Origin of the sequence: Streptomyces sp. NBC_00234 (genome assembly GCF_036195325.1) — a bacterium.
Lineage (GTDB): Bacteria > Actinomycetota > Actinomycetes > Streptomycetales > Streptomycetaceae > Streptomyces.
The window spans coordinates 7876646-7897385 of sequence record NZ_CP108101.1; the positions used below are offsets into that span (position 1 = coordinate 7876646).

The following is a 20740-nucleotide window of genomic DNA, read 5'->3' on the forward strand; positions in this document are numbered from 1 at the left end:
GCTCAGGCGCCCTTCTTGGGTGTCTAGAAGAAGCCCAGCTTCTTCGGCGAGTACGACACCAGAAGGTTCTTCGTCTGCTGGTAGTGCTCCAGCATCATCTTGTGGTTCTCCCTGCCGATACCCGACTGCTTGTATCCGCCGAAGGCCGCATGGGCCGGGTAGGCGTGGTAGCAGTTCGTCCAGACGCGGCCCGCCTTGATGGCGCGCCCGGCGCGGTAGGCCGTGTTGACGTCGCGGGTCCAGACGCCCGCGCCGAGGCCGTACAGCGTGTCGTTGGCCGTGCTGATGGCGTCGTCGAAGTCCGAGAACGAGGTCACCGCCACCACAGGGCCGAAGATCTCCTCCTGGAAGACCCGCATCCGGTTGTCGCCCTCGAAGATCGTCGGCTGGACGTAGTAGCCGCCCTCCAGGTCGCCGCCGTGTTCGATCCGCTGACCGCCGGTCAGGATCTTCGCGCCCTCCTGCTGGCCGATGTCCAGGTACGAAAGGATCTTCTGCAACTGGTCGTTGGACGCCTGCGCGCCGATCATCGTGTCCGTGTCCAGAGGATGACCAGGCACGATCTGTTCCGTGCGGGCGACGGCCGCCTCCAGGAACTCGGCGTAGTGCCCCCGCTGGATCAGCGCGCGCGAGGGGCAGGTACACACCTCGCCCTGGTTGAGGGCGAACATGGTGAATCCTTCGAGGGCCTTGTCCCGGAAGTCGTCGTCCGCGGACCACACGTCGTCGAAGAAGATGTTCGGGGACTTGCCGCCCAACTCCAGCGTCACCGGCTTGATGTTCTCGGAGGCGTACTGCATGATCAGCCGGCCCGTCGTCGTCTCGCCGGTGAAGGCGATCTTCGCGACGCGCGGACTCGACGCGAGCGGCTTGCCCGCCTCCACGCCGAAGCCGTTGACGATGTTGACCACGCCGGGCGGCAGCAGGTCGGCCACCAGCTTGAGCCAGACGTGGATGGACGCCGGGGTCTGTTCGGCCGGCTTGAGCACGACCGCGTTGCCTGCGGCGAGCGCCGGAGCGAGTTTCCACGTGGCCATCAGGATCGGGAAGTTCCACGGAATGATCTGGGCGACCACGCCCAGCGGCTCGTGGAAGTGGTACGCGACGGTGTCGTCGTCGATCTCGCTGAGCGAACCCTCCTGGGCGCGCAACGCACCCGCGAAGTACCGGAAGTGGTCGATGGCGAGCGGGATGTCGGCGGCAAGAGTCTCCCGTACCGGCTTGCCGTTCTCCCAGCTCTCGGCGACCGCCAGCTCCTCCAGATGCGCCTCCATCCGGTCGGCGATCTTGTTGAGGATGTTGGCCCGGTCGCCCGCCGCGGTCGCTCCCCATGCGGGTGCCGCCGCGTGCGCGGCGTCCAGGGCGCGTTCGACGTCCTCGGACGTACCTCGCGCGATCTCGGTGAAGGGGCGTCCGTTGACGGGGCTCGGGTTCTCGAAGTACTGACCGCGCGCCGGTGGGACGTAGGCGCCGCCGATCCAGTGGTCGTAGCGCGACTCGTACGAGACGATCGCGCCCTCGGTGCCCGGCGCAGCGTAACGGGTCATCTCTGTGGCCTCCCGGATCCGGTGCCGCCCGCCGTTGGACGGCCCTCGGCGCGAGGCTAGGGAACGTAACGTTGCAACCTCGTTGCGTCACCGCCCCGTCGGAGCCTCTCGCCCGCACGCGTGGACCTCAGGCGCGCTGCTCCGCGTCCAGCCTCCGCACCCTCGCCAGGAGGGCTGCCTGTCGGCCCGCCGGGACCGCCCGTGCCAGCGCCTGCCACACCGGGAGATCGTCCTCGCCCCATGGGCTGTAGGCCCAGTCGGCAAGGAGTCCCGGGTCGTTCCGGGCGATCAGCGCCGCGCGCAACTGGTCGTCGATCCGGTGGCGCAGGCGGACGACGGCAGGCGACTGCGAGCCGGGGAGCAGAGGTCCGGCGTACGCGCCGAGAGCGGCGGCCACCGCTCCCGAGGCCAGCCTTCGTGCCACCGTGTCGAAGTCCGCGTCGACCGGTGCGGCCAGCCGGTACGGACGCGAATGCAGCAGTCCGGGTCCCAACAGCCGCCGGAGCCTGGAGAGTTCGGCGCGCAGGGTCACCGGGGTCACCGACTCGTCCTCGTACAGCTCCAGGAGCAGTTCCTCGCCGCCGATGCCCTCGGGGTGGCGGGCCAGTGCCACGAGGATCTCGCTGTGCCGTCTGCTGAGCCGGACCTTACGTCCCCCCGCGACGAGCAGGGCCTCGTCCCGGCCGAGCGCGCTGAGCTGCACGCAGTCCTCGGCCGGCTGTGGTGCGAGCAGGGCGAGCTGGCTCTCCGCGGCGCGTGCCACGGCCTGTACGAAGGCGAGGCTGTGCGGGTGCGCGAGCCGGTCGCCGCCCGTGATGTCGACCGCACCCAGCACCCGCCCGGTGTGCGGGTCGTGCAACGGGGCTGCCGCACACGTCCATTGCTGGACCGGCCGGAGGAAGTGCTCCGCGGCGAACACCTGGACCGGGCGGTCCACGGCGATCGCGGTGCCGGGTGCGTTCGTCCCCGCCACGGACTCCGCCCAGCGGGCACCCTCCACGAAGTTCATCAGCCCCGCTCGTCGCCGGGCCGCCGCATGCCCCTCGACCCACAGGAGCCGGCCGTGCGCGTCGCACACGGCGAGCAGATGTTCCCCGTCCGTCGCGTACGCGCCCATCAGTTCGCGGATCACCGGCATCACGCGCGCCAGCGGATGGCCGGCACGGTACGGCTCCAGGTCCTCGGCGTCCAGATCCACCAGCGCCGCGCCGTCCGGGCTGACCCGCGCCCGCGCGGAGCGCCGCCAGGATTCGCCGACCACGGTGCGTACCGGCCGCTCCAGCCGCCCCGCGGAGGTGAACACCTCGTGTGCGTGGCGCAGTTCGTGGAGCCGTTCACCGGGATCGGCATCGGCTGCCAGGGCCACCCAGGGGTCCGTCAACTCACCCTCCCGTCCAGGGGTGTCGTGCCTCCCCATCGTCGCCGCAGTCGGCGCCCGCGACAACCTCGGTGCGGAGAGTAATCGGCAGCGACGGCAGGCGGGGGTCAGGAGAGGTTGACGAGGCGTATGTAGCGGACCCAGTCCCAGTTGCTCCCCGGGTCGGTGTGGTCGCTGCCCGGGACCTGGTGGTGGCCGATGATGTGCGCGCGGTCCTTCGGGATGCCGTAGCGGTCGCACACGTTCGCCGTGAGCTTCGCGGAACGCTCGTACATGACGTGGGTGAAGTACGCGGGCTGGTCCACCCACCCCTCGTGCTCGATTCCGATGCTGCGCGTGTTGTAGTCCCAGTTCCCGGCGTGCCAGGCGATGTCCTTCTCCCGTACGCACTGGGCGATGTAGCCGTCCGCCGAACGCACCACGTAGTGGGCCGAGACCTGCTTCGCCGGATTCTGGAAGATGCCGACGGTGTCGCCGAACGTCTCCTGGGCGACGTGGATGACGACGAAGTCGACCGGAGAGGAGGAAGGGCGGTTCGAGACCGTGTAGTTGGAGGTGGAGGCAGGCGCCCAGGTCGCGAGGGGATAGTCCGTCTCGCCGGTGGACGCGGCGACCGCGCGTGCGGAGGCGGGGAGGAGAGCCGCGGCGGCGGTGACCGCGGCGCCCTGAAGGATTCTTCTGCGGTCCATCGGCACTCCAGGGGGCAGGAAACGGGGGGCGGGTCGGCTGTGCGGGAACAGGTGGGACTTCTCCCGCACAGGACGACGGAGCCCTCGGTTCGGTTCCCCGGCCGCCGTCGCTCCTTGCGATTCCCGGCCATGCGGGCGCAGTTGATGGCATGCATCTCATCGCGCGGAGGGGCATCCTCAACAGGGTTACCTGGAAGGTGCGTTGAGCGAACCTCGTCGATTCGCCCTGACGCGACGACAGCAGGATCACGGTACGGCCCGGCCTTCGGCCGAACGACGGCAGTTTGACGACAGGCCCTAGGAATCAGCCGCGGAGCGGGCGAGGCAGTTTCAGCAGCGTCACCGAGGTCTCGATGCCGCTGTCGACCAGCCGGCCGTTCGCGTCGAAGGCTTCGGCGCCGTCCGTCATCCCGAAGTCGTTGTCGTTGATCAGCGCGAGGGTGTCACGGCCCGTGACCGCCACGCCCTCGATCTTGCCGGGGATTCCCTCGATCGTGCCGAGGTCGACGACGAGACTCTTGTGCAGGACGGGAACGCCCGCCGCCGAGGGGTCGGCGAGTTCCTCGTACGAAGGCGAGGACGCCGGGTCGTCCCAGGCCGAGCCCAGGATGCCGGAGCCGTGGGGGAGGGTCACACGGTGCAGCCGCGCGGCCTTGTCGGTGCGCTCCTCCACGAGCAGGGTGTTGCGGCCGAGCGCGACCACCGAGGAGATCTTCAGCTCGGAGGTGTCGTCCTCGCTGGGATCGACGACCTCGACCGGGTCGAAGCGGTAGGCGTACTCGGCGGTGACCGCGTGCCTCTTCGTCGAGAAGCGCAGCAGCCGGACATTGCGCGAGCTCTCGCCCGCGTCCTCGTCGGGGAGGGAGAGCGGGCTCTGCACGGCCAGCACCAGATCGCCGCCGGGCAGCAGGGCGAGCCCTTCGAACCCACGGTTGATCTTGCGGTTCAGCAGGATGCCCGGCAGTGCCTCGACCACCGGGTAGCCGGCCCCTTCCAGCCGGAGCCCCTCGGGGACGTAGCGGGCGAGCACCCGGCCGCGCGAGGAGACGTGGACGAGGGAGGGCCCGTACTCGTCGACCAGCCAGAAGGTTCCGTCCGCCGCGCGCACGATGCCCTCGGTGTCGAGGCCGTTCGGGTCGTACGCGAGTGGTGTCCGCGCGTCATGGCCGTACGGGGCCTCGTCACGTCCCTGCTGGTTCGGCAGGCCGGTGACGGCGGCACCGGACGATGTCGTCAGGGGAAGGGCCTGGAGCACGTCGATCCGCTTGCCGCTGACGCGGATCTTCACGATCGCGGGGTCGAAGCCGGGCACGGGGAACGTACGCCGCTTCTTGCCGTCGATCTTGATCTGGCCGTTGGGGCCCCGGTCCGTGACCGTCCAGTACTCACCCTTGCGGCCCGCCGGGTAGATGTCACTGCCGATGCCCCCGAGCATCACGCCGCGGTCGTCGGAGACCGAACCGGCCAGCAGGCCGTTGCTGAACCCGGCAAGCGGAATGTCGCCGAGGACGGCGCTCCCGGTGACCTCCGCGGTCGGTACCGCGGCGTTGTCGTGATGTCCGGCGCGGTCCTGTGCACCGGTCGCCGTGGTGGCCACGCAGAGCGTCCCCAGCAGGGCGAGCGGCAGCCCGGCGGTGAGAGAACGACGGACGGTACGCGCGGACATGGGGCCTCCTGATGCACTGACGCTCGGACGAGCGTCAGGTTCCGCCGTCGCCCTCAACGCGTGGTGACATCGAGTTGAACGTGAGGACAGCACGTGACGAACGCGGGCGCGGCCCGCTCGCCGGCCCTGGTCGGGAGACGCGCTGCTGCCCGATGTGTACCGCTGCCCGGCCCCTGGTTCCGGCGCACTCCTCGTCACCGTCCCCACCTGGGCCCGACCACCCCGGATCCGCCCCGACACCCCCTGGATAGGGTGGCTGCGACAGCACACCGTGAACCGGAACCAAGGAGCAGACGTGAGCGAGCCGGCGTCCATCGCCCTGCAGCAGGAGATCGCCCGGGATCTCGAGGTCGCCGAGACCTTCGAGGCCGAGCGGGAGATCGAACGCCGGGTGGCCTTCCTCGCCGAGCGGCTGACCTCCACCGGTCTGCGCTCCCTGGTGCTCGGCATCAGTGGTGGTGTCGACTCCACCACCACCGGCCGCCTCTGCCAGCTCGCCGTCGAGCGGGCCCGGGCCGCGGGACACGAGGCGCGGTTCTATGCGATGCGGCTGCCCTACGGAGTCCAGGCCGACGAGCACGACGCCCAGCTGGCGCTCACCTTCATCCGGGCGGACCACGTGCTGACCGTGGACATCAAGCCCGCGAGCGACGCCGCGCTCGAAGCCTCGCTGTCCGCCGGGGTGAGCTTCAGCGACGCCCACCACCAGGACTTCGTGCACGGCAACATCAAGGCCAGGCAGCGCATGATCGCCCAGTACGCGGTGGCCGGCGCGCACGGCGGCCTGGTCGTCGGCACCGACCACGCGGCCGAGGCGGTCTCCGGCTTCTTCACCAAATTCGGTGACGGTGCGGCCGACCTGGTCCCGCTGACCGGCCTGACCAAGCGCCGGGTGCGCGCCGTCGCGGACGCCCTGGGTGCCCCCGCCGAGCTGGTGTGGAAGGCCCCGACGGCCGACCTGGAGTCGCTCGACCCGGGCAAGACCGACGAGGACGCCCTCGGGGTCACCTACGACGACATCGACGACTTCCTGGAAGGCAAGCCGGTCGACGAGCGGGTCTTCGAGACGATCGTCGGCCGCTACCGCCTCACCGACCACAAGCGCCGTCTGCCCATCGCCCCGTAGGCACGGTCGGCGAAGGGCCGCCGACCGGGATCGTCCCCTGCCGGCGACCGGCCCGGCCGCTCCAGCGGACCGGGCCGGGCCGGTCGCCGGCTACGCCTCGGGCAGTGCACCCGCCAGCGCACCCGACGGATCGTTGTCCGCCGGGCCCACCGGCATCCAGCGCCCCCGCTCCTTGCGGTACGGCCACCAGCGCCCGTCCCGCCCGTACCTGAGCTGGACATCCGCACCCGCGACAGTCCAGCGGCTGCGGCCGGCCCGCAGACGTGGCCTCTCGCCCTCCTCCCACGCCTCGGCGAGCTGGGTGCGGGCCCGTGCCAGGGACTCCGCGTCCGGATCCCACTCCTCGTCGAGGACGGTCAGCGCTGCGGGCCCGCCGTACTGCCACGCGCGCACGGCCGCGTCGAGATCGGCCCGCTGCCGCCCGGCTCCCGCGGCGATCCGGGCCGCGATCCACGGCTCGGGCCGGGTATCGGCAGCCAGTCGCACCGCGTCCTCGGCGACCGTCAACTCCCGTGGAACGGGCTGCTGTTCATGGCCTTCGGTCAGTGCCTCCGCCAGCATCCGGTAGGCACGTACGGCGCTGTCGGTCACCAGGAACTCGAGCGCCGCCGGGTCGATGCCCGGTGCCGGGCCGGACTCCGTGTCCAGTGACGGTGCCTGCCCCGGCTCCGGGGGCAGTACGGGAACGGCGGGCAGCGGCGGCAGGATGTCCCGCGCCGCGAACGCCTCCCGTGCCTCGACACCGGTTCGCGCACCCGGACCGGGCCTATCCTGCTCGTCGGCCGCGGGGGCCTGCCGAACGGCCCGGGCGGCGCTGCGGGCCTGGAGCTCGTCGAGCAGCCGGCGTTCGTCGCGCCCACGCAGCAGGAGCAGGACGAACGGGTCCTGGTCCAGCAGCCGCGCCACCTGGTAGCAGAGCGCGCCCGTGTGCGGGCAGTGGTCCCACGCCTCGCAGGTGCACTCCGGCTCCAGGTCCCCGATCCCCGGCAGCAGATCCACCCCGGCAGCTGCCGCGTCCTCCACCAGATGCGGCGGCATCTCCCGGTCGAGCAGCGCTGCGATGTGCCCGGCACGGTCGACCGCCATGTCCAGGAAGCGGTCCCACTCCTCCTCGCTCAGCTGCTGGAGCAGCACATCACCGCGGTACGCGGCCGAGTCCCGGTCCTGGACGACCGCGGTGATCCGGCCGGGCCGTACCGAGACCGCGCCGACCCTGCCGTCGCGGGCCAGCCGGCGTCCCTTCTTGAGCTGCTCGCCGTCGAGCGCCGTGTCCTCGAGCGCCTTCAGCCACGCCTGGCCCCACCAGGACGTCGCGAAGCCGCGGCCCTTGGCGGGCGGCAGGGCGGAAAAGGTGCGCTCCGGCTCCTGTCCCGCCGGGAGGCCCTGCTCCTCGTAGTCGTCGTCCGTCTCGTATCGGTCGTTCATCGGGCGCCCCCTCGCAGTTCCACCAGATCGGCCAGTTCCGCATCGGTCAGTTCGGTGAGCGCCGTCTCGCCGGAACCGAGCACCGAGTCCGCGAGGCCCTGCTTGCGGGCCAGCATGTCGGCGATCCGGTCCTCGATGGTCCCCTCGGCGATCAGCCGGTGCACCTGCACGGGCTGGGTCTGGCCGATCCGGTACGCGCGGTCCGTGGCCTGGGCCTCGACGGCGGGGTTCCACCAGCGGTCGAAGTGCACGACATGGCCGGCGCGGGTGAGGTTGAGCCCGGTTCCGGCCGCCTTCAGCGACAGCAGGAAGACCGGCGCCTCGCCCGCCTGGAACCGGTTGACCATGGCCTCGCGCTCCGCGACCGGCGTACCACCGTGCAGGAACTGGGTACGGACGCCGCGTACGGCCAGGTGCTGTTCCAGCAGCCGGGCCATCTGGACGTACTGGGTGAACACCAGCACGCTCGCGTCCTCGGCCAGGATCGTGTCGAGGAGTTCGTCGAGCAGCTCGACCTTGCCCGACCGGTCCGCGATGCGGGGCCGTTCCTCCTTGAGGTACTGGGCCGGGTGGTTGCAGATCTGTTTGAGCGCGGTCAGCAGTTTCACGACCAGTCCACGGCGCGCGAAGCCCTCGGCGCCGGAGATCTCGGCCATGGTCTCCCGCACCACCGCCTCGTACAGGCCGGTCTGTTCGGCGGTCAGCGACACCGCGCGGTCGGTCTCGGTCTTGGGCGGCAGCTCCGGCGCGATGCCCGGGTCCGACTTGCGGCGGCGCAGGAGGAACGGGCGCACCAGTGCGGCGAGCCGTTCGGCGGCTCCAGGATCGTTGCCGCCCTCGACCGCGCTGGCGTAGCGGGTACGGAAGGTGCCCAGCCGCCCGAGCAGGCCGGGGGTCGTCCAGTCGAGGATGGCCCACAGCTCGGAGAGGTTGTTCTCCACCGGGGTTCCGGTGAGCGCGACGCGTGCCCGCGCTCCGATGGTCCGCAGCTGTTTGGCGGTCGCCGAGTACGGGTTCTTGACGTGCTGGGCCTCGTCCGCGACGACCATGCCCCAGTCGGCCCCGGCGAGCCGGGGGGCGTCCAGCCGCATCGTCCCGTACGTGGTGAGGACGAACTCTCCGTCGGCGAGTCCTTCCAGGGAGCGCGACGCGCCGTGGAAGCGGCGTACGGGAGTGCCGGGCGCGAACTTCTCGATCTCCCGCTGCCAGTTGCCCATGAGGGAGGTGGGGCACACCACCAGCGTCGGTCCCGCGGCGGAGTCGACGCCCTGGCGGTGCAGGTGCAGCGCGATCAGCGTGATGGTCTTGCCCAGCCCCATGTCGTCGGCGAGACAGCCGCCGAGGCCGAGCGAGGTCATGGTGTTGAGCCAGTTCAGACCGCGCAGCTGGTAGTCGCGCAACGTCGCGGTGAGCGCGGTGGGCTGGGGGACCGTCCGGTTCCCGCCCGCCTCCGGATCGGCCAGCCGGTCCCGCAGCTGCTGGAGCCAGCCCGTCGCCGCCACCTCGACGCGGCGGCCGTCGACCTCGGTGGACCCGGTCAGTGCGGCGCCGAGCGCGTCGATGGGTGTGACCTTGCGGTCCTGCGTCTCGCGAGCCCGGCGCGCTTCCTCCGGGTCGATGAGCACCCACTGGTCGCGAAGGCGCACCACCGGCCTGCCGGCTTCCGCGAGGCGGTCGAGCTCTTCGCGGGTGAGCTTCTGGTCGCCGAGTGCGAACCACCAGTTGAAGGCGAGCAGCGCGTCGGCGGAGAGGAAGGACGGCGTGTCCGACGCGGTGCGGTCGGGCCCCTTGGGGCCGTCCTGGCCGTCGTCGGTCTCATGCGGGTCCACCGGGCCGATCACCGCGCGAGCGGTGAGCTTCCGGGCCAGCTCCTTGGGCCAGTGGACCTGGACGCCGGTGGCGGCGAGCGCCCGCGCCGCGGGACCCAGAAGTTCGGCGATCTCCTCGTCCGCGGGGTCGACGGAGTCCGGCACGGCGGCCGACAGGAGAGGTGTCAGCGGAGGCCAGGCGCGTGCGGCGCGGCGCAGCGCGAGCAGGGCGTCCATCCGGGCCCGCGGGCCGAAAGCCGCAGTCGTCGGAGCGGTGCCCGCCCAGACGTCGGCCGCATCGGCGACGAGCGTCGGGTCGCTGACACTGTGGATCTGCAGAACGGCCCGGAAAGTCGGCCCTGCAGGAGCCTCACTCTCCATTCCGGTTGTGCTCTCCGTCGACTCCCCGATACCGGAGACCTCGATCCGGAGAGAGAGCCGTACCCCGGCGTCGTGGCCGGCTGCCACATCAGCTGCCCACCCGCGCTGATCAGCAATCTTCTGCGGTTCTTTGGCAGCGAAGGCGGGGGTTCCGGTGGCGATCCCCGCGGCTGGGGTGCGCGGGAGGCTGTCGGCAACGGCGTCCAGGAATGCGCGCAGAAGCGCTTCCGGTTCGGCCAGCAGGGCGGGCTCGGCCGCCTCGTCGAGCGGGACCGCGTGGGCGGTGGGCGGCATCGCCGCCGCGAGCGTCCGGATCCTTTCGAAGTCCTCGGCCGTGAGCGGGCCGGCCCGCCAGGCGTCGTGATCGGTGGCACTCAGTCCCGGCAGGAGCAGTCCGCGAGCGGCGAGTTGCAGTGCGAGCAGTCCCGCGGCGCCCCAGAACGCGGTGGCGGGGGAGGCGTTCGCGCCCGCGCGCGCCCGTGTGAGAACCGGCAGGGCTTCCCTTACGGACAGGAGCAGAGCCGGTACCACGTACGGCAGGCCGTCCGCCCCGACGACGGTCAGTTCCCGCTGAATCCCGGGGGCCTCGGGAGGGGTGCTACCGTCCGGGTTCCAGAACGCGATCAGGCCGGTACGGGCCGGATCCGCGGGGAGGAAGACTGCGGAGCAGCGGGACAGTTCAGAGATCTCGGAAAGCGTTGCCGCAGGAAGCCTGTGCACAGCGATGTCAGATTCCTCAAATTTGACTAGTGGGGCCGGGGTCGCCGAGGGTACTCCACCCGACGCTCCTTCCGGGAGAAATGCGCTGTGATTCAGGTCACTCATTTCTGCCTTCAGGGACTCGTGGTGTAGCCAGCACCACCAACCGTGCTGGGGGCATGCCCCCGGAAAGGCCGGGTGGTGGCGCCATGGCTGCCGCGTGCCTCCCATCCGTACGTTTCATGAGGTCAGCGCAGATGCCCAGAGACCGGAGACGTCATGCCCCAGGCGGTAGCCACCGTTGCTGAACACACTCGCGACGGATCGGAGGTACCCGGCGACTCCGAGAGCCTCGGCAGCTCCACTGGTTCCGGTAACGCCGGGAGCGATTTCGCGCCCCTCCTGCGGGCCGTCAGGAGCGAAGGGCTCCTGGAGCGTCGCGCCGGCTGGTACGCGGCGGGCATCGCGGTCAACTTCGTCGCTCTCGGAGCCGTGATCACCGGCCTGGTCCTCCTCGGCAACACCTGGTGGTCCCTGCTCCTCGCCCTGCCGCTCGCCCTGGTGTGGTCCCGGATGGCCTTCGTCGGGCACGACGCGGGGCACTCCCAGATATCGAGCAACCGCAGGACGAGCCGGAACATCGGGCTGGTCCATTCCAACCTGCTCCTCGGGATGAACGAGGCGTGGTGGAACGACAAGCACAACCGCCACCACGCGAACCCCAACCACATCGACAAGGACCCCGACGTCGGCGTCGGGGCGCTGGTGTGGACGCAGAAGCAGGCGGCGCAGCGCGAAGGCTTCGCACGCTGGCTCACGCGCAACCAGGCCCGGCTCTTCTTCCCGATGCTGCTCCTCGAAGGCATCGCCCTCAAGGTCTCCGGCTTCCAGTTCCTGCGCAACCAGCCCGTGCGTGACAGGGCCGTCTCGGGCCTCCTGATGGTCGGCCACCTCGCGCTGTACGCGACGCTGCTCCTGACCACCATGTCGATCGGCAAGGCCGTCGTGTTCGCCCTTGTGCACCACGCGCTGTTCGGTCTCCACCTGGGCATGGCCTTCGCGCCGAACCACAAGGGCATGGAGATGCCCGACCCCGACGGCGAACGCTGGGGCCACCTCCAGCGCCAGGTCCTCACCTCGCGCAACGTCCGGGGCGCAGTCCTCACCGACTGGTTCCTGGGCGGGCTGAACTACCAGATCGAGCACCACCTCTTCCCGAGCATGCCCCGACCCCACCTCCGTCGCGCCCAGCCGCTGGTCAAGGCCCACTGCCAGGCGATCGGCATGCCGTACGCGGAGACTGGACTCATCGAGTCCTACCGGCAGGCGCTGACACACATGCACGAGGTCGGCGAACCGCTCCGATAAGGGTGGCGGTTCCCAGGAACCGATGGACGCGTACAAGCGTTCACACAGCAGGAGCGGCTCCGGCCGCGAAGGAGGCGTGGACCATGTCCAACGGTGCAAAGATCGCCATCGGGGGAGTTGTCGCGGCAGCCATCCTGTGGCCGCTCATCGGATTCTGGTGGACCCTGCTCGTGCTCATCGGGGTGCCGGCAGTGGGATATCTGATGCTGGACCCGTCCCAGCGACGCAGGCTCCGCAGGGTCGGCCGCAAGGAGATAGGCCGCTGACCCGGCGCCGATAGCCCCCTGCCGCGCCGCAGCGCCGCCCGCCCCGCGGGCGGCGCTCGGGCGCGCTCAGGCCGGCCGGACGGCCATGTCGTCCAGCGCCTTCAGCAGGCCGGGCAGCTCCGGCCCGCGCCCGATCGGCAGCACCTCGCCCGGCTCCTCGTCCAGCAGGACGAACGCGATGTCGTCGGTCCTGGCGACCAGGGACCAGCCGGGACCGTCGACGCGCAGGGTGCGGGCGCCGCCCGGGGCGAAGGCGGACCGGATGCGGCCGGGCGGTGGCGGCGCGTCGGCGTAGGCGCGGGCTTCGTCGAGAACCCTCCGTATGCCGGGATGCCGGCCGGAGGGATCGGCTGCGGAGCCGCTGACCTCCGCCTCGGCCTCGCCGGCGCCCTCCTGGGAGTCGGCAGCGTCTTCTTGCGCGTTCCCGGCGTCCGCCTGGGGCTCGGCAGCGTCTTCCTGCCCCGCCTCCGTGTCTTCCTGGGTGTCCGGGGCGCCGGCCTTCTCAGGCGCCCGGCCGAAGGCCGTCTCGTCGTCGACCTGCTCGCGCCACGCCTCCCACTGCGAGGCGATCTCGTCCGCGCCCAGGCGCCGCTGCGCGGGCCCCCACGTCTCCGTGTCCGGCGAAGTCAGCGGGAGGGGTTCTTCGCCCTCCGCGTCCGGGTCCGGCAGCGGATCGTGCGGAGCGGGTACGCCGGGCGCCGCGACCGCGACCGCGAGCGGCCAGCCCGGCAGGGCGCAGACCACCGAACGGTCGTCGGGCGAGAGGTCGTACTCCATACCGCAGTCCCAGGAGGCGATGGCCACCGCGACCAGGGAGACGTCGTCGACGACCACGGTCCAACGGGCTCCGCCACCGTCCTGGCCCAGCACGAGACCGTACCCCTCGGCGTAGGGCTCGAGGGCCAGCGCGCCACACGCGGCCACGTAGTCGTCGCCCAGCACACTCGGGAACTGCGCGGGCGTCAACAGCACCGCGGTCAGCACATACAGTGCGTCGTCGTCGGCGACCGTGTCGTGCGTCCCGGCCACAGCGCCCTCCTCGTTCTCGTCACGGCTTGTCCGTCGGCGCACCTTAACCAGTCGGTAACCCCATCGTCGAGGCCCTGACAAGGGAGGTCGCGGCCGGGGGCGTACCGCCGGCCGCCCGTCCGAATGCGTCGCCCGGGCCGGGGCAGACACTCCGGGAGCGCCCGGACGACGGTCTCGCGCGAACAGCCGATCCGTCCTTATCCTCGTAAGGGAGGACGTCCGGACGGCGATGGGGGACAGCATGGCGAAGCGGTTCGACCGGCTGAAGGAGATTCAGCAGCTGGACCCGGAACGGGAGTTCCTGGAGATCTACCGGCTGACGGCGGCGTACGAGTTCCCCTGGGACATCGCACGCGCCCTCGAACTCGCCCTGTACCGCACCTATGCCGTTCCCAGCATCGGACGACTGCTGGCGGAGACCGCGGAACTGACGGACCGTTCGCAGAAGAGATACGACGACACCGCCCTCCTTCTGGACACCGTCGTCGAGCACGGCTTCTCCAGCGAGGCCGGCCGCACCGCCGTCCGGCGGATCAACCAGATGCATCGCAGTTACGGCATCAGCAACGACGACATGCGCTACGTGCTGTGCACCTTCGTCGTCACGCCGAAACGCTGGCTGGACACCTACGGATGGCGGCGGCTCTCCAGCCACGAGCTGAGGGCCTTCGCGGCCTACTACCGCACGCTGGGCGCCCACATGGGCATCAAGGGCGTGCCGCAGACGTACGAGGAGTTCGAGCACACCCTCGACGCCTACGAGGACGCGCATTTCGGCTGGGACGAGGGTGCGCGCGAGGTGTCCGACGCCACGCTCGCGCTGATGGCCTCCTGGTATCCGAAGCCCCTCGACCGCATCGCACGCGGGGCCAGCCTCGCGCTGCTGGACGACTCGTTGCTGCGGGCCTTCCGTTACGAACGGCCGGGGCCCGTCGCCCGCGGGCTGACCCGCACGGCGCTGCGTCTGCGTGCCCGAGCGGTACGCCTCCTGCCGCCCCGTTCCACCGCGCACTACGCACGCCTGAATCCTGAGATCAAGGGATACCGGAACGGCTACGAGGTCGCGTCGCTCGGTACGTTCCCGACCCCGGGTGTGCGTGGCTGCCCGGTCGCGCACGTGCGAGGGTCAGAGGCGCCCGTCGAGTGACTCCAGCGTGGTGTGCAGCCAGCGCAGTTCCGCTTCCGTGGTGGCCCGGGCGATCGTGAGAATGCCCCGGCGGAACGGATCGTCCAGTTCCTCCGCGCGCACCGGCCGGTCCCCCTCGTAGAAGAAGCTCGCAGGCTCTTCGAGGAACGCCAGTCGCTGCCGCAGTACATCGGCCTGAGCCGCCGGGTCCGGCAGGTGCCGGAGGAACGCCAGGAGTACGAACCAGCGGTTCTCGTCGGTGATGTCCCCCCGTGCGGGGAGGGTGAGGCGCCGAAGCAGCTCAGCCCTGCCCTCGTCGGTCAGGGTGAGTACGTGGCGCGGGGCCGCCGTGGCACCCGGCTGCGTTTCCCGGGCCAGCAGCCCCGCCTTCTCCAGCCGTTTGATCGCCGGATAGAGCGTGCTCTCCGCGACCGGCCGCACATGTCCGGTGAGGGCAGTGATGCGTTTGCGCAGCTCGTAGCCGTGCAGCGGGGCGGCGTACAGGAATCCAAGGATGGCGAGCTCCAGCATGCCCGCATTCTGCCGCACGGCGGGTACAGCGGCGACGTCATACTTCGCTGGCGCTATACATCGGCGCCGATGTATCGTGCGGGTCCGATGGTGTGCGAGGCATGCGGTGGAGCGCTGCGGCGGCGGTGGAGGAGTGGGTCGATGTACGAGGCGAAGTTCGACGAGCAGGGCAGCAGGATCCGGTGGACGGAATCGGGAACGAGGACGGAGGGCGGCGGAGAGGCAACCGTCTATGTGCACGGGCTGGGGGCGATGTCGGCCGCCTATCACGCCCATATCGCCGCCGCCCCGGCGCTCGCGGGGCGGCGCTCGCTCTTCGTCGACCTGCCGGGGCACGGCATCAGCGACCGTCCCGCGGACTTCGGGTACACCCTGGAGGACCATGCCGGCGCGCTGGCCGCCGTGCTGGACGGAGCAGGGGTGCGCGGGGCGGAGCTCGTCGGACACAGCATGGGCGGCGCGGTCGCCGTCGTACTCGCTTACCGCCGACCCGAGCTGGTCGCGCGCCTGGTGCTCGCCGAGGGCAATCTCGATCCGTACACCTCGCCGCCGACCGGAAGCAGCGGGATCGCGTCGTGGACCGAGGAGACCTTTGTCCACGGAGGCGGTTTCGACCGTGTGCTGGAGCGCGTCGGCCCGACCTGGGCGGCGACGATGCGGCTGGCGGACCCGCTGGCGCTGCACCGCACCGCGATCGGGCTGATGCGTGGCACCGACCCCACCATGCGGCGGATGCTCATGGAGTCGACCGCGGAGCGGACCTATCTCCAGGGAGCCCTGAGTGGTGAACTCCCGGGCGCGGACGGGCTCGTGGCTTCGGGGGTTCGCGTACTCACCGTTCCCGGCGCGGGGCACAACATCATGTTCGACCGGCCCGACGCCCTGGTGGGAGCCATCGCCGGACGCTTCGAGTGACGCGGTGCGTGTGACGCGGTGCGTGTGACGCGGTGCGTGTGACGCTTCGGGTCAGCCGACGCGTTCGGCGCGGACGAGGAAGCGGTGGTCCTCGTCGACGTACGCGTCCATGCGCCACCCCGAAGCGGCCAGCAGGGGGCCGAGCCGGGGTTCGGCCCGCAGGTCGTCATCGGTGATCGCCCGGCCGTGGCGGGCCGCGAGTGCGGCCCGGCCGACCGGGTGGAACAGGGCCAGCTGCCCGCCCAGCCGCACCACGCGCGCCAGCTCCCGCAGCGCCGGCCCGGGGTGCGCGAGATGCGAGATCAGGCCGGCCGCGAACACGGCATCGAGCGACCGGTCCCGCAACGGCAGCCGTGCCACGTCGGTGAGGAGCAGCGCACCGCTGCGGTCGCGGCCGGCCCGTACCGCCGTCTCCAGCATGGCGGGGGTGAGATCCGCGCCCAGGACCGTGCCCTCGGGGCCGACCGCCGCGCGCAGGGCGTCCAGCGCGCGGCCCGTTCCGCAGCCAGCGTCGAGCACGGCGTCACCGCGCCGCAGCCGGAGGTCTTCCACGGCGGCCGTGTACGCCGGCCCGTCATCGGGAAAGCGACTGTCCCAGTCGGCGGCGCGAACGGAGAAGAAGTCCTGCACGTGTGTGCGGTCGTCAGTCATACGCACATGATCGCGCAGTCCTCAAGTGAACGAAACGGTCAGAAACGGTGTGCATGTTCGAGCGCTGGGCGATCGTTCGGGAACATCTCTCTGTCATATTTCATCAGCTTTCGAACTGCGCCCCTGGCGTGCGCCCCAGGGCGGACTAGCGTCCCCGAGTCATGGGACACCTGGACCACGCCACTTTCGGCTGGCTTACACCCGCACTGTCGTACGCGATGGCATGCATCGGAGCCGCGCTCGGACTGCGCTGCACCGTGCGCGCGCTCAACACGAGCGGCCGATCGCGTCGCAACTGGCTGCTCACCGCCGCCTCCGCCATCGGCACCGGCATCTGGACGATGCACTTCGTCGCCATGCTCGGGTTCGGTGTCACGGGCACCGACATCCGGTACAACGTGCCACTCACCCTGCTCAGCCTGCTCGTCGCCATGGTGGTGGTCGGGGCCGGGGTCTTCGCCGTCGGATACGGCCGAGGCAAGCCCCAGGCCCTGCTGATCGGAGGGCTCACCACCGGACTCGGCGTCGCGAGCATGCACTACATCGGCATGCTCGCCCTGCGGTTGCACGGCACGATCCGGTACGACCCGCTCCTGGTGACGCTCTCCGTGGTCATCGCGGTCGTCGCCGCGACCGCCGCGCTCTGGGCCGCGCTCAACATCAAGACCCCGGGTGCCGTCGCCCTCGCCTCCCTCGTCATGGGAGCGGCGGTCAGCAGCATGCACTACACCGGCATGCTCGCCGTCGACGTGGAGGTCGTCCCGTCCGGAAGCCAGTTGTCCGGGGCCACGGTCATGCAGTTCATCTTCCCGCTCGCCGTCGGCCTCGGCTCCTACCTCTTCCTCACCTCGGCCTTCGTCGCCCTGTCGCCCACGGCCCGGGAGCAGGCCGCCTACGCCTCGGCCCAACGTCCCGGCCGGGCGCCCGCCGAACCCGTACGGAACCCCGCGGACGTCCAAGCCGCCCCGGCCCCCTGACACACCCAGAGCCCACACCGGAACGAGGAGGCCATGCGCCCACCCCGCACGACCCCGGAGCCCGGCGCGCCCGCCGCCCGGCCCGCACCTCCGACACGCGGACGGCGCGCGCACGCGGGGCCGCCGGCCGACGAACGACAAGAGCGCGAGACATGGGCACCCGCGCCGGACGAACAGCCCGAGCCGCGCCGCCTGTCCCTGCGCCCCAGGACCGTACGGGCCAAGATCATCTCCTTGCTCATGGTGCCCGTCGTCTCGCTGCTCGCCCTGTGGGGGTTCGCCACCGTCACCACGGCCCAGGACGTGGCCCGCCTGCGCCAGTTGCAGCGCGTGGACTCCACCGTGCGGGGACCGGTCTCGGGCGCCGTCGACGCGCTCCAGGCCGAACGCAAGGCGGCGCTGCGCCAACTCGTCGCCCCCGACCGCGGACACGCCGCCGAACTGCGGCAGGACGCCAAGCGCACCGACACCGCCCTGGCCGCGCTCAGGCTCGGCGAGAACCACACGGTCGCCGACGCGGGCGGTCTGCCGGCCGGGGTCGCGGACCGCCTCACCACCTTCCTGGACCGCACCCGGCCGCTCGCCGCGCTGCGCACCCGTCTGCTGGAGCCGCCGGCCGGCGAAGCCGTGGACCGGGACACGAAAGCCGGCCAGGACGCCGCGTACACGCAGTACACCGAGGCCATCACGGCGGCGTTCGGCGTCTCCGGTGCGCTCACCGGCATCCAGGACGCCGAACGCGGATCCGACGCCCGCGTCCTGCTCGAACTGAACCGGGCCGGCGAGATGCTCTCCCGGGAAGACGCGCTGCTCGCCACGGCCGCGCTCACCGGAACCCTCGAAGGCCCCGGACTCCGCCGGTTCACGGGTGCCGTGGAGAGCCGCCGCGGCCTCGCCGAAACGGCCGGCGCCGACCTCCCCGCAGCCGAGGGAAGGACATGGCGAGCCCTCACCGGCGGGGGCGCCTACCGGGGGATTCAGGCAGCCGAGGAGAAGGTCCTCGCCGCGACGCCCGGCCGCAAGGCAGCGCGGGCGGTCCCCGCCGCCGTATGGGGCCGGGACGCCGCGAGCGTACGTGCCGAGCTGCGCGCGATCGAGACGGGCGCCGCCCGGGACGCGGCGGACCGTGCCGATCCGCTGGCCGGTGGGCTGCTGAGTCCGGCCGGGGCGGCAGTCCTCTTCGGCTTCCTCGCCGTGGCCGCCTCGCTCGTCATCTCCGTACGCATCGGCCGCGCGCTCGTCGTCGAGCTCGTGAGCCTCCGCAACAGCGCCCTGCAGATCGCCCGGCACAAACTGCCCCACGCCATGCAGCGTCTGCGGGAGGGGGAGGAGCTCGACATCGAGTCCGAGGCACCTCCCGGCCGGTCCTCGCACGACGAGATCGGCCAGGTGGGCGAGGCACTCGACACCGTCCACCGGGCCGCGCTCAGCGCTGCCGTCGAGCGCGCCGAGCTCGCCAGCGGCATCTCCGGCGTCTTCGTCAACCTGGCCCGCCGCAGTCAGGTGCTGGTCCACCGCCAGCTCAACCTGCTGGACGGCATGGAGCGCCGCGCCGAGGACCCCAACGAGCTGGGTGACCTCTTCCGGCTCGACCACCTGACCACCCGCATGCGCCGCCACGCCGAAAGCCTGATCATCCTGTCCGGATCGGCTCCCGGGCGGGCCTGGCGGATGCCCGTACCGCTGACCAACGTCGTACGCGCGGCCGTCTCGGAGATCGAGGACTACGCACGGGTCGAGGTGCGCCAACTGCCCGACGCGGCGGTCAAGGGCGACGCGGTCGCCGACCTGACCCATCTGCTCGCCGAACTCATCGAGAACGCCGCGCAGTTCTCCCCGCCGCACACCAAGGTGCGCATCAGCGGAGAACCCGTGGGCAACGGCTACGCGCTGGAGATCGAGGACCGGGGGCTGGGCATGGGTGGGGAACTCCTCGCCCAGGCCAACCGGAGGATCGAACAGTCCGAGACGCTCGACCTCTTCGACAGCGACCGGCTCGGGCTCTTCGTCGTGAGCCGCCTCTCCGCCCGCCACCAGATCAAGGTCAAGCTCCGCACCTCGCCCTACGGGGGGACGACCGCGGTCGTCCTCGTACCGACCGCGTTGCTGCCGAGCGGACTGCCCGCGGCCGAGACACCCCGCGCGGCGGGCACCGGCCCCGCTACGGCGACGACGGACCGGGACGACACCGACAGGCCGGACCCGCGCTCCGGCCCGGGTCGCAGGCGTCCCACCGCGTTCCCCGCCCCGGTCGCGGTCCCCGCCATCGAGTCGGCGCCCGGCCCCGGTTCCGCACCCGTCACGAGCCTGCGCCAACGTCAGCGTCCGCGCCCCGGGGACGACGCCAAGCCGGGCCGCCCCCGCCTTTCGGACCGGCCGGACCGCACGGTCCGGACGCCCACCACCCCCGCGCCGGACCACCCGGACAGCGGTGACGACAGCGACCTGCCCCGTCGCGTCCGGCAGGCCAGCCTCGTACCCCAGTTGCGCGAGGAACCACGCCCCGAACCGGCTCCCCGGGGCAGCGCCGACGGCGCTTCGCCGCCCGCCGAACGCACCCCGGAACAGGCCCGCGACCGCATGACCGCCTACCGCAACGGCTGGGTCCGCGGTGGCGGCCCGGCGCCCGGGCGTACGCCCCCGCAGGCAGCCCCCACAAGCCACCGGCCGAACAGCGGGCCCCGTCGGCCCATCGAAGGAGACCAGGCATGACCGTGAACGAATGGACGGCGGGGGCGCGTCGCTCCGGCGAACTCGACTGGTTGTTGGACGACCTGGTGACGCGGGTCGGCGAGGTGCGGCACGTCGTCGTGCTCTCCAGCGACGGTCTGGCCGTCGGCGCCTCCAGCGCGCTCAGCCGGGAGGACGCCGAGCACCTGGCCGCGGTGGCATCCGGCTTCCACAGCCTCGCCAAGGGGGCGGGCCGGCACTTCAGGGCGGGGGGAGTGCGTCAGACCATGGTCGAGATGGACGACGGCTTCCTCTTCGTCGCCGCGGCCGGGGACGGTTCGTGCCTCGCGGTGCTCAGCACCGCCGCCGCCGACATCGGCCTGGTGGCGTACGAGATGGCGCGCCTCGTGAAGCGTGTCGGCGAGCATCTGCGGACCCCTCCGCGGCTCGTCGGACCCCAGACGGCGGGCTGACGGGACGGAGCCGTG

At 71.5% G+C, this 20740-nt stretch carries 17 protein-coding genes; 8 read left to right on the top strand and 9 right to left on the bottom strand.

Features of this window, described 5'->3' with window-relative positions; all coding sequences use genetic code 11:
• Positions 1 to 23 precede the first annotated feature (23 nt).
• The 4 genes from exaC to OG230_RS34485 all read right to left on the bottom strand — a co-directional run bounded on the left by exaC (position 24) and on the right by OG230_RS34485 (position 5280).
• Positions 24 to 1547 (bottom strand): acetaldehyde dehydrogenase ExaC, encoded by a 1524-nt coding sequence (gene exaC, locus OG230_RS34470; protein ID WP_328907693.1) that lies wholly within the window; start codon positions 1545 to 1547, stop codon positions 24 to 26.
• Between the two features lie 127 nt (positions 1548 to 1674).
• On the bottom strand, positions 1675 to 2928 hold the full coding sequence (locus OG230_RS34475) for a GAF domain-containing protein (protein WP_328907694.1): 1254 nt from the start codon (positions 2926 to 2928) through the stop codon (positions 1675 to 1677).
• Positions 2929 to 3032: 104 nt separating this feature from the next.
• Entirely contained in the window at positions 3033 to 3614 is a 582-nt protein-coding gene (locus OG230_RS34480) for an N-acetylmuramoyl-L-alanine amidase (RefSeq protein WP_328907695.1), read from the bottom strand.
• 304 nt (positions 3615 to 3918) lie between these two features.
• The gene (locus OG230_RS34485; protein ID WP_328907696.1) at positions 3919 to 5280 is read right to left on the bottom strand and encodes an esterase-like activity of phytase family protein; all 1362 of its coding nucleotides are present in this window, start codon (positions 5278 to 5280) and stop codon (positions 3919 to 3921) included.
• A 295-nt stretch (positions 5281 to 5575) separates the two neighbouring features.
• On the opposite strand from OG230_RS34485, the gene nadE reads away from it, so the two are divergent.
• The gene (gene nadE / locus OG230_RS34490; protein WP_328907697.1) at positions 5576 to 6406 is read left to right on the top strand and encodes an ammonia-dependent NAD(+) synthetase; all 831 of its coding nucleotides are present in this window, start codon (positions 5576 to 5578) and stop codon (positions 6404 to 6406) included.
• Positions 6407 to 6496: 90 nt separating this feature from the next.
• Here nadE and OG230_RS34495 read toward each other — a convergent pair whose 3' ends face one another.
• Both OG230_RS34495 and OG230_RS34500 read right to left on the bottom strand, forming a co-directional pair.
• Entirely contained in the window at positions 6497 to 7831 is a 1335-nt protein-coding gene (locus OG230_RS34495; protein ID WP_328907698.1) for an SWIM zinc finger family protein, read from the bottom strand.
• The gene (locus OG230_RS34500; protein ID WP_328907699.1) at positions 7828 to 10740 is read right to left on the bottom strand and encodes a DEAD/DEAH box helicase; all 2913 of its coding nucleotides are present in this window, start codon (positions 10738 to 10740) and stop codon (positions 7828 to 7830) included. The genes OG230_RS34495 and OG230_RS34500 overlap by 4 nt, the downstream gene beginning before the upstream one ends.
• A gap of 258 nt (positions 10741 to 10998) precedes the next feature.
• On the opposite strand from OG230_RS34500, the gene OG230_RS34505 reads away from it, so the two are divergent.
• Together OG230_RS34505 and OG230_RS34510 are read left to right on the top strand one after the other, a co-directional pair.
• Positions 10999 to 12087: a fatty acid desaturase family protein gene (locus OG230_RS34505; protein WP_328907700.1), complete on the top strand. Its 1089-nt coding sequence runs from the start codon at positions 10999 to 11001 to the stop codon at positions 12085 to 12087.
• Positions 12088 to 12170: 83 nt separating this feature from the next.
• Complete coding sequence (locus OG230_RS34510; protein WP_328907701.1) at positions 12171 to 12353, top strand: hypothetical protein; 183 nt, start codon at positions 12171 to 12173, stop codon at positions 12351 to 12353.
• Between the two features lie 66 nt (positions 12354 to 12419).
• On the opposite strand, the gene OG230_RS34515 is transcribed toward OG230_RS34510, so the two are convergent.
• A complete protein-coding gene (locus OG230_RS34515) occupies positions 12420 to 13382 on the bottom strand; it encodes a hypothetical protein (RefSeq protein WP_328907702.1) in 963 nt (320 codons plus the stop codon).
• A gap of 241 nt (positions 13383 to 13623) precedes the next feature.
• Between OG230_RS34515 and OG230_RS34520 the strand changes: the two genes are divergently transcribed.
• On the top strand, positions 13624 to 14529 hold the full coding sequence (locus OG230_RS34520) for an oxygenase MpaB family protein (protein WP_328907703.1): 906 nt from the start codon (positions 13624 to 13626) through the stop codon (positions 14527 to 14529).
• Here OG230_RS34520 and OG230_RS34525 read toward each other — a convergent pair.
• Positions 14509 to 15039 carry a PadR family transcriptional regulator gene (locus OG230_RS34525; protein ID WP_328907704.1) on the bottom strand — a complete coding sequence of 177 codons (531 nt, stop codon included), beginning with the start codon at positions 15037 to 15039 and terminating at the stop codon, positions 14509 to 14511. The genes OG230_RS34520 and OG230_RS34525 overlap by 21 nt on opposite strands.
• A gap of 141 nt (positions 15040 to 15180) precedes the next feature.
• On the opposite strand from OG230_RS34525, the gene OG230_RS34530 reads away from it, so the two are divergent.
• A complete protein-coding gene (locus tag OG230_RS34530; RefSeq protein WP_328907705.1) occupies positions 15181 to 15954 on the top strand; it encodes an alpha/beta fold hydrolase in 774 nt (257 codons plus the stop codon).
• Positions 15955 to 16005: 51 nt separating this feature from the next.
• Here OG230_RS34530 and OG230_RS34535 read toward each other — a convergent pair whose 3' ends face one another.
• Complete coding sequence (locus tag OG230_RS34535; protein ID WP_328907706.1) at positions 16006 to 16605, bottom strand: class I SAM-dependent methyltransferase; 600 nt, start codon at positions 16603 to 16605, stop codon at positions 16006 to 16008.
• Positions 16606 to 16766: 161 nt separating this feature from the next.
• Between OG230_RS34535 and OG230_RS34540 the strand changes: the two genes are divergently transcribed.
• From OG230_RS34540 to OG230_RS34550, 3 genes are read left to right on the top strand one after another with little or no spacing between them, the layout of a single operon-like run.
• Positions 16767 to 17582: an MHYT domain-containing protein gene (locus OG230_RS34540; protein ID WP_328907707.1), complete on the top strand. Its 816-nt coding sequence runs from the start codon at positions 16767 to 16769 to the stop codon at positions 17580 to 17582.
• A gap of 33 nt (positions 17583 to 17615) precedes the next feature.
• Complete coding sequence (locus tag OG230_RS34545) at positions 17616 to 20294, top strand: sensor histidine kinase (protein ID WP_328907708.1); 2679 nt, start codon at positions 17616 to 17618, stop codon at positions 20292 to 20294.
• Positions 20291 to 20725: a roadblock/LC7 domain-containing protein gene (locus OG230_RS34550; protein WP_328907709.1), complete on the top strand. Its 435-nt coding sequence runs from the start codon at positions 20291 to 20293 to the stop codon at positions 20723 to 20725. Before OG230_RS34545 ends, OG230_RS34550 begins: the two co-directional genes overlap by 4 nt.
• Positions 20726 to 20740: the final 15 nt, after the last annotated feature.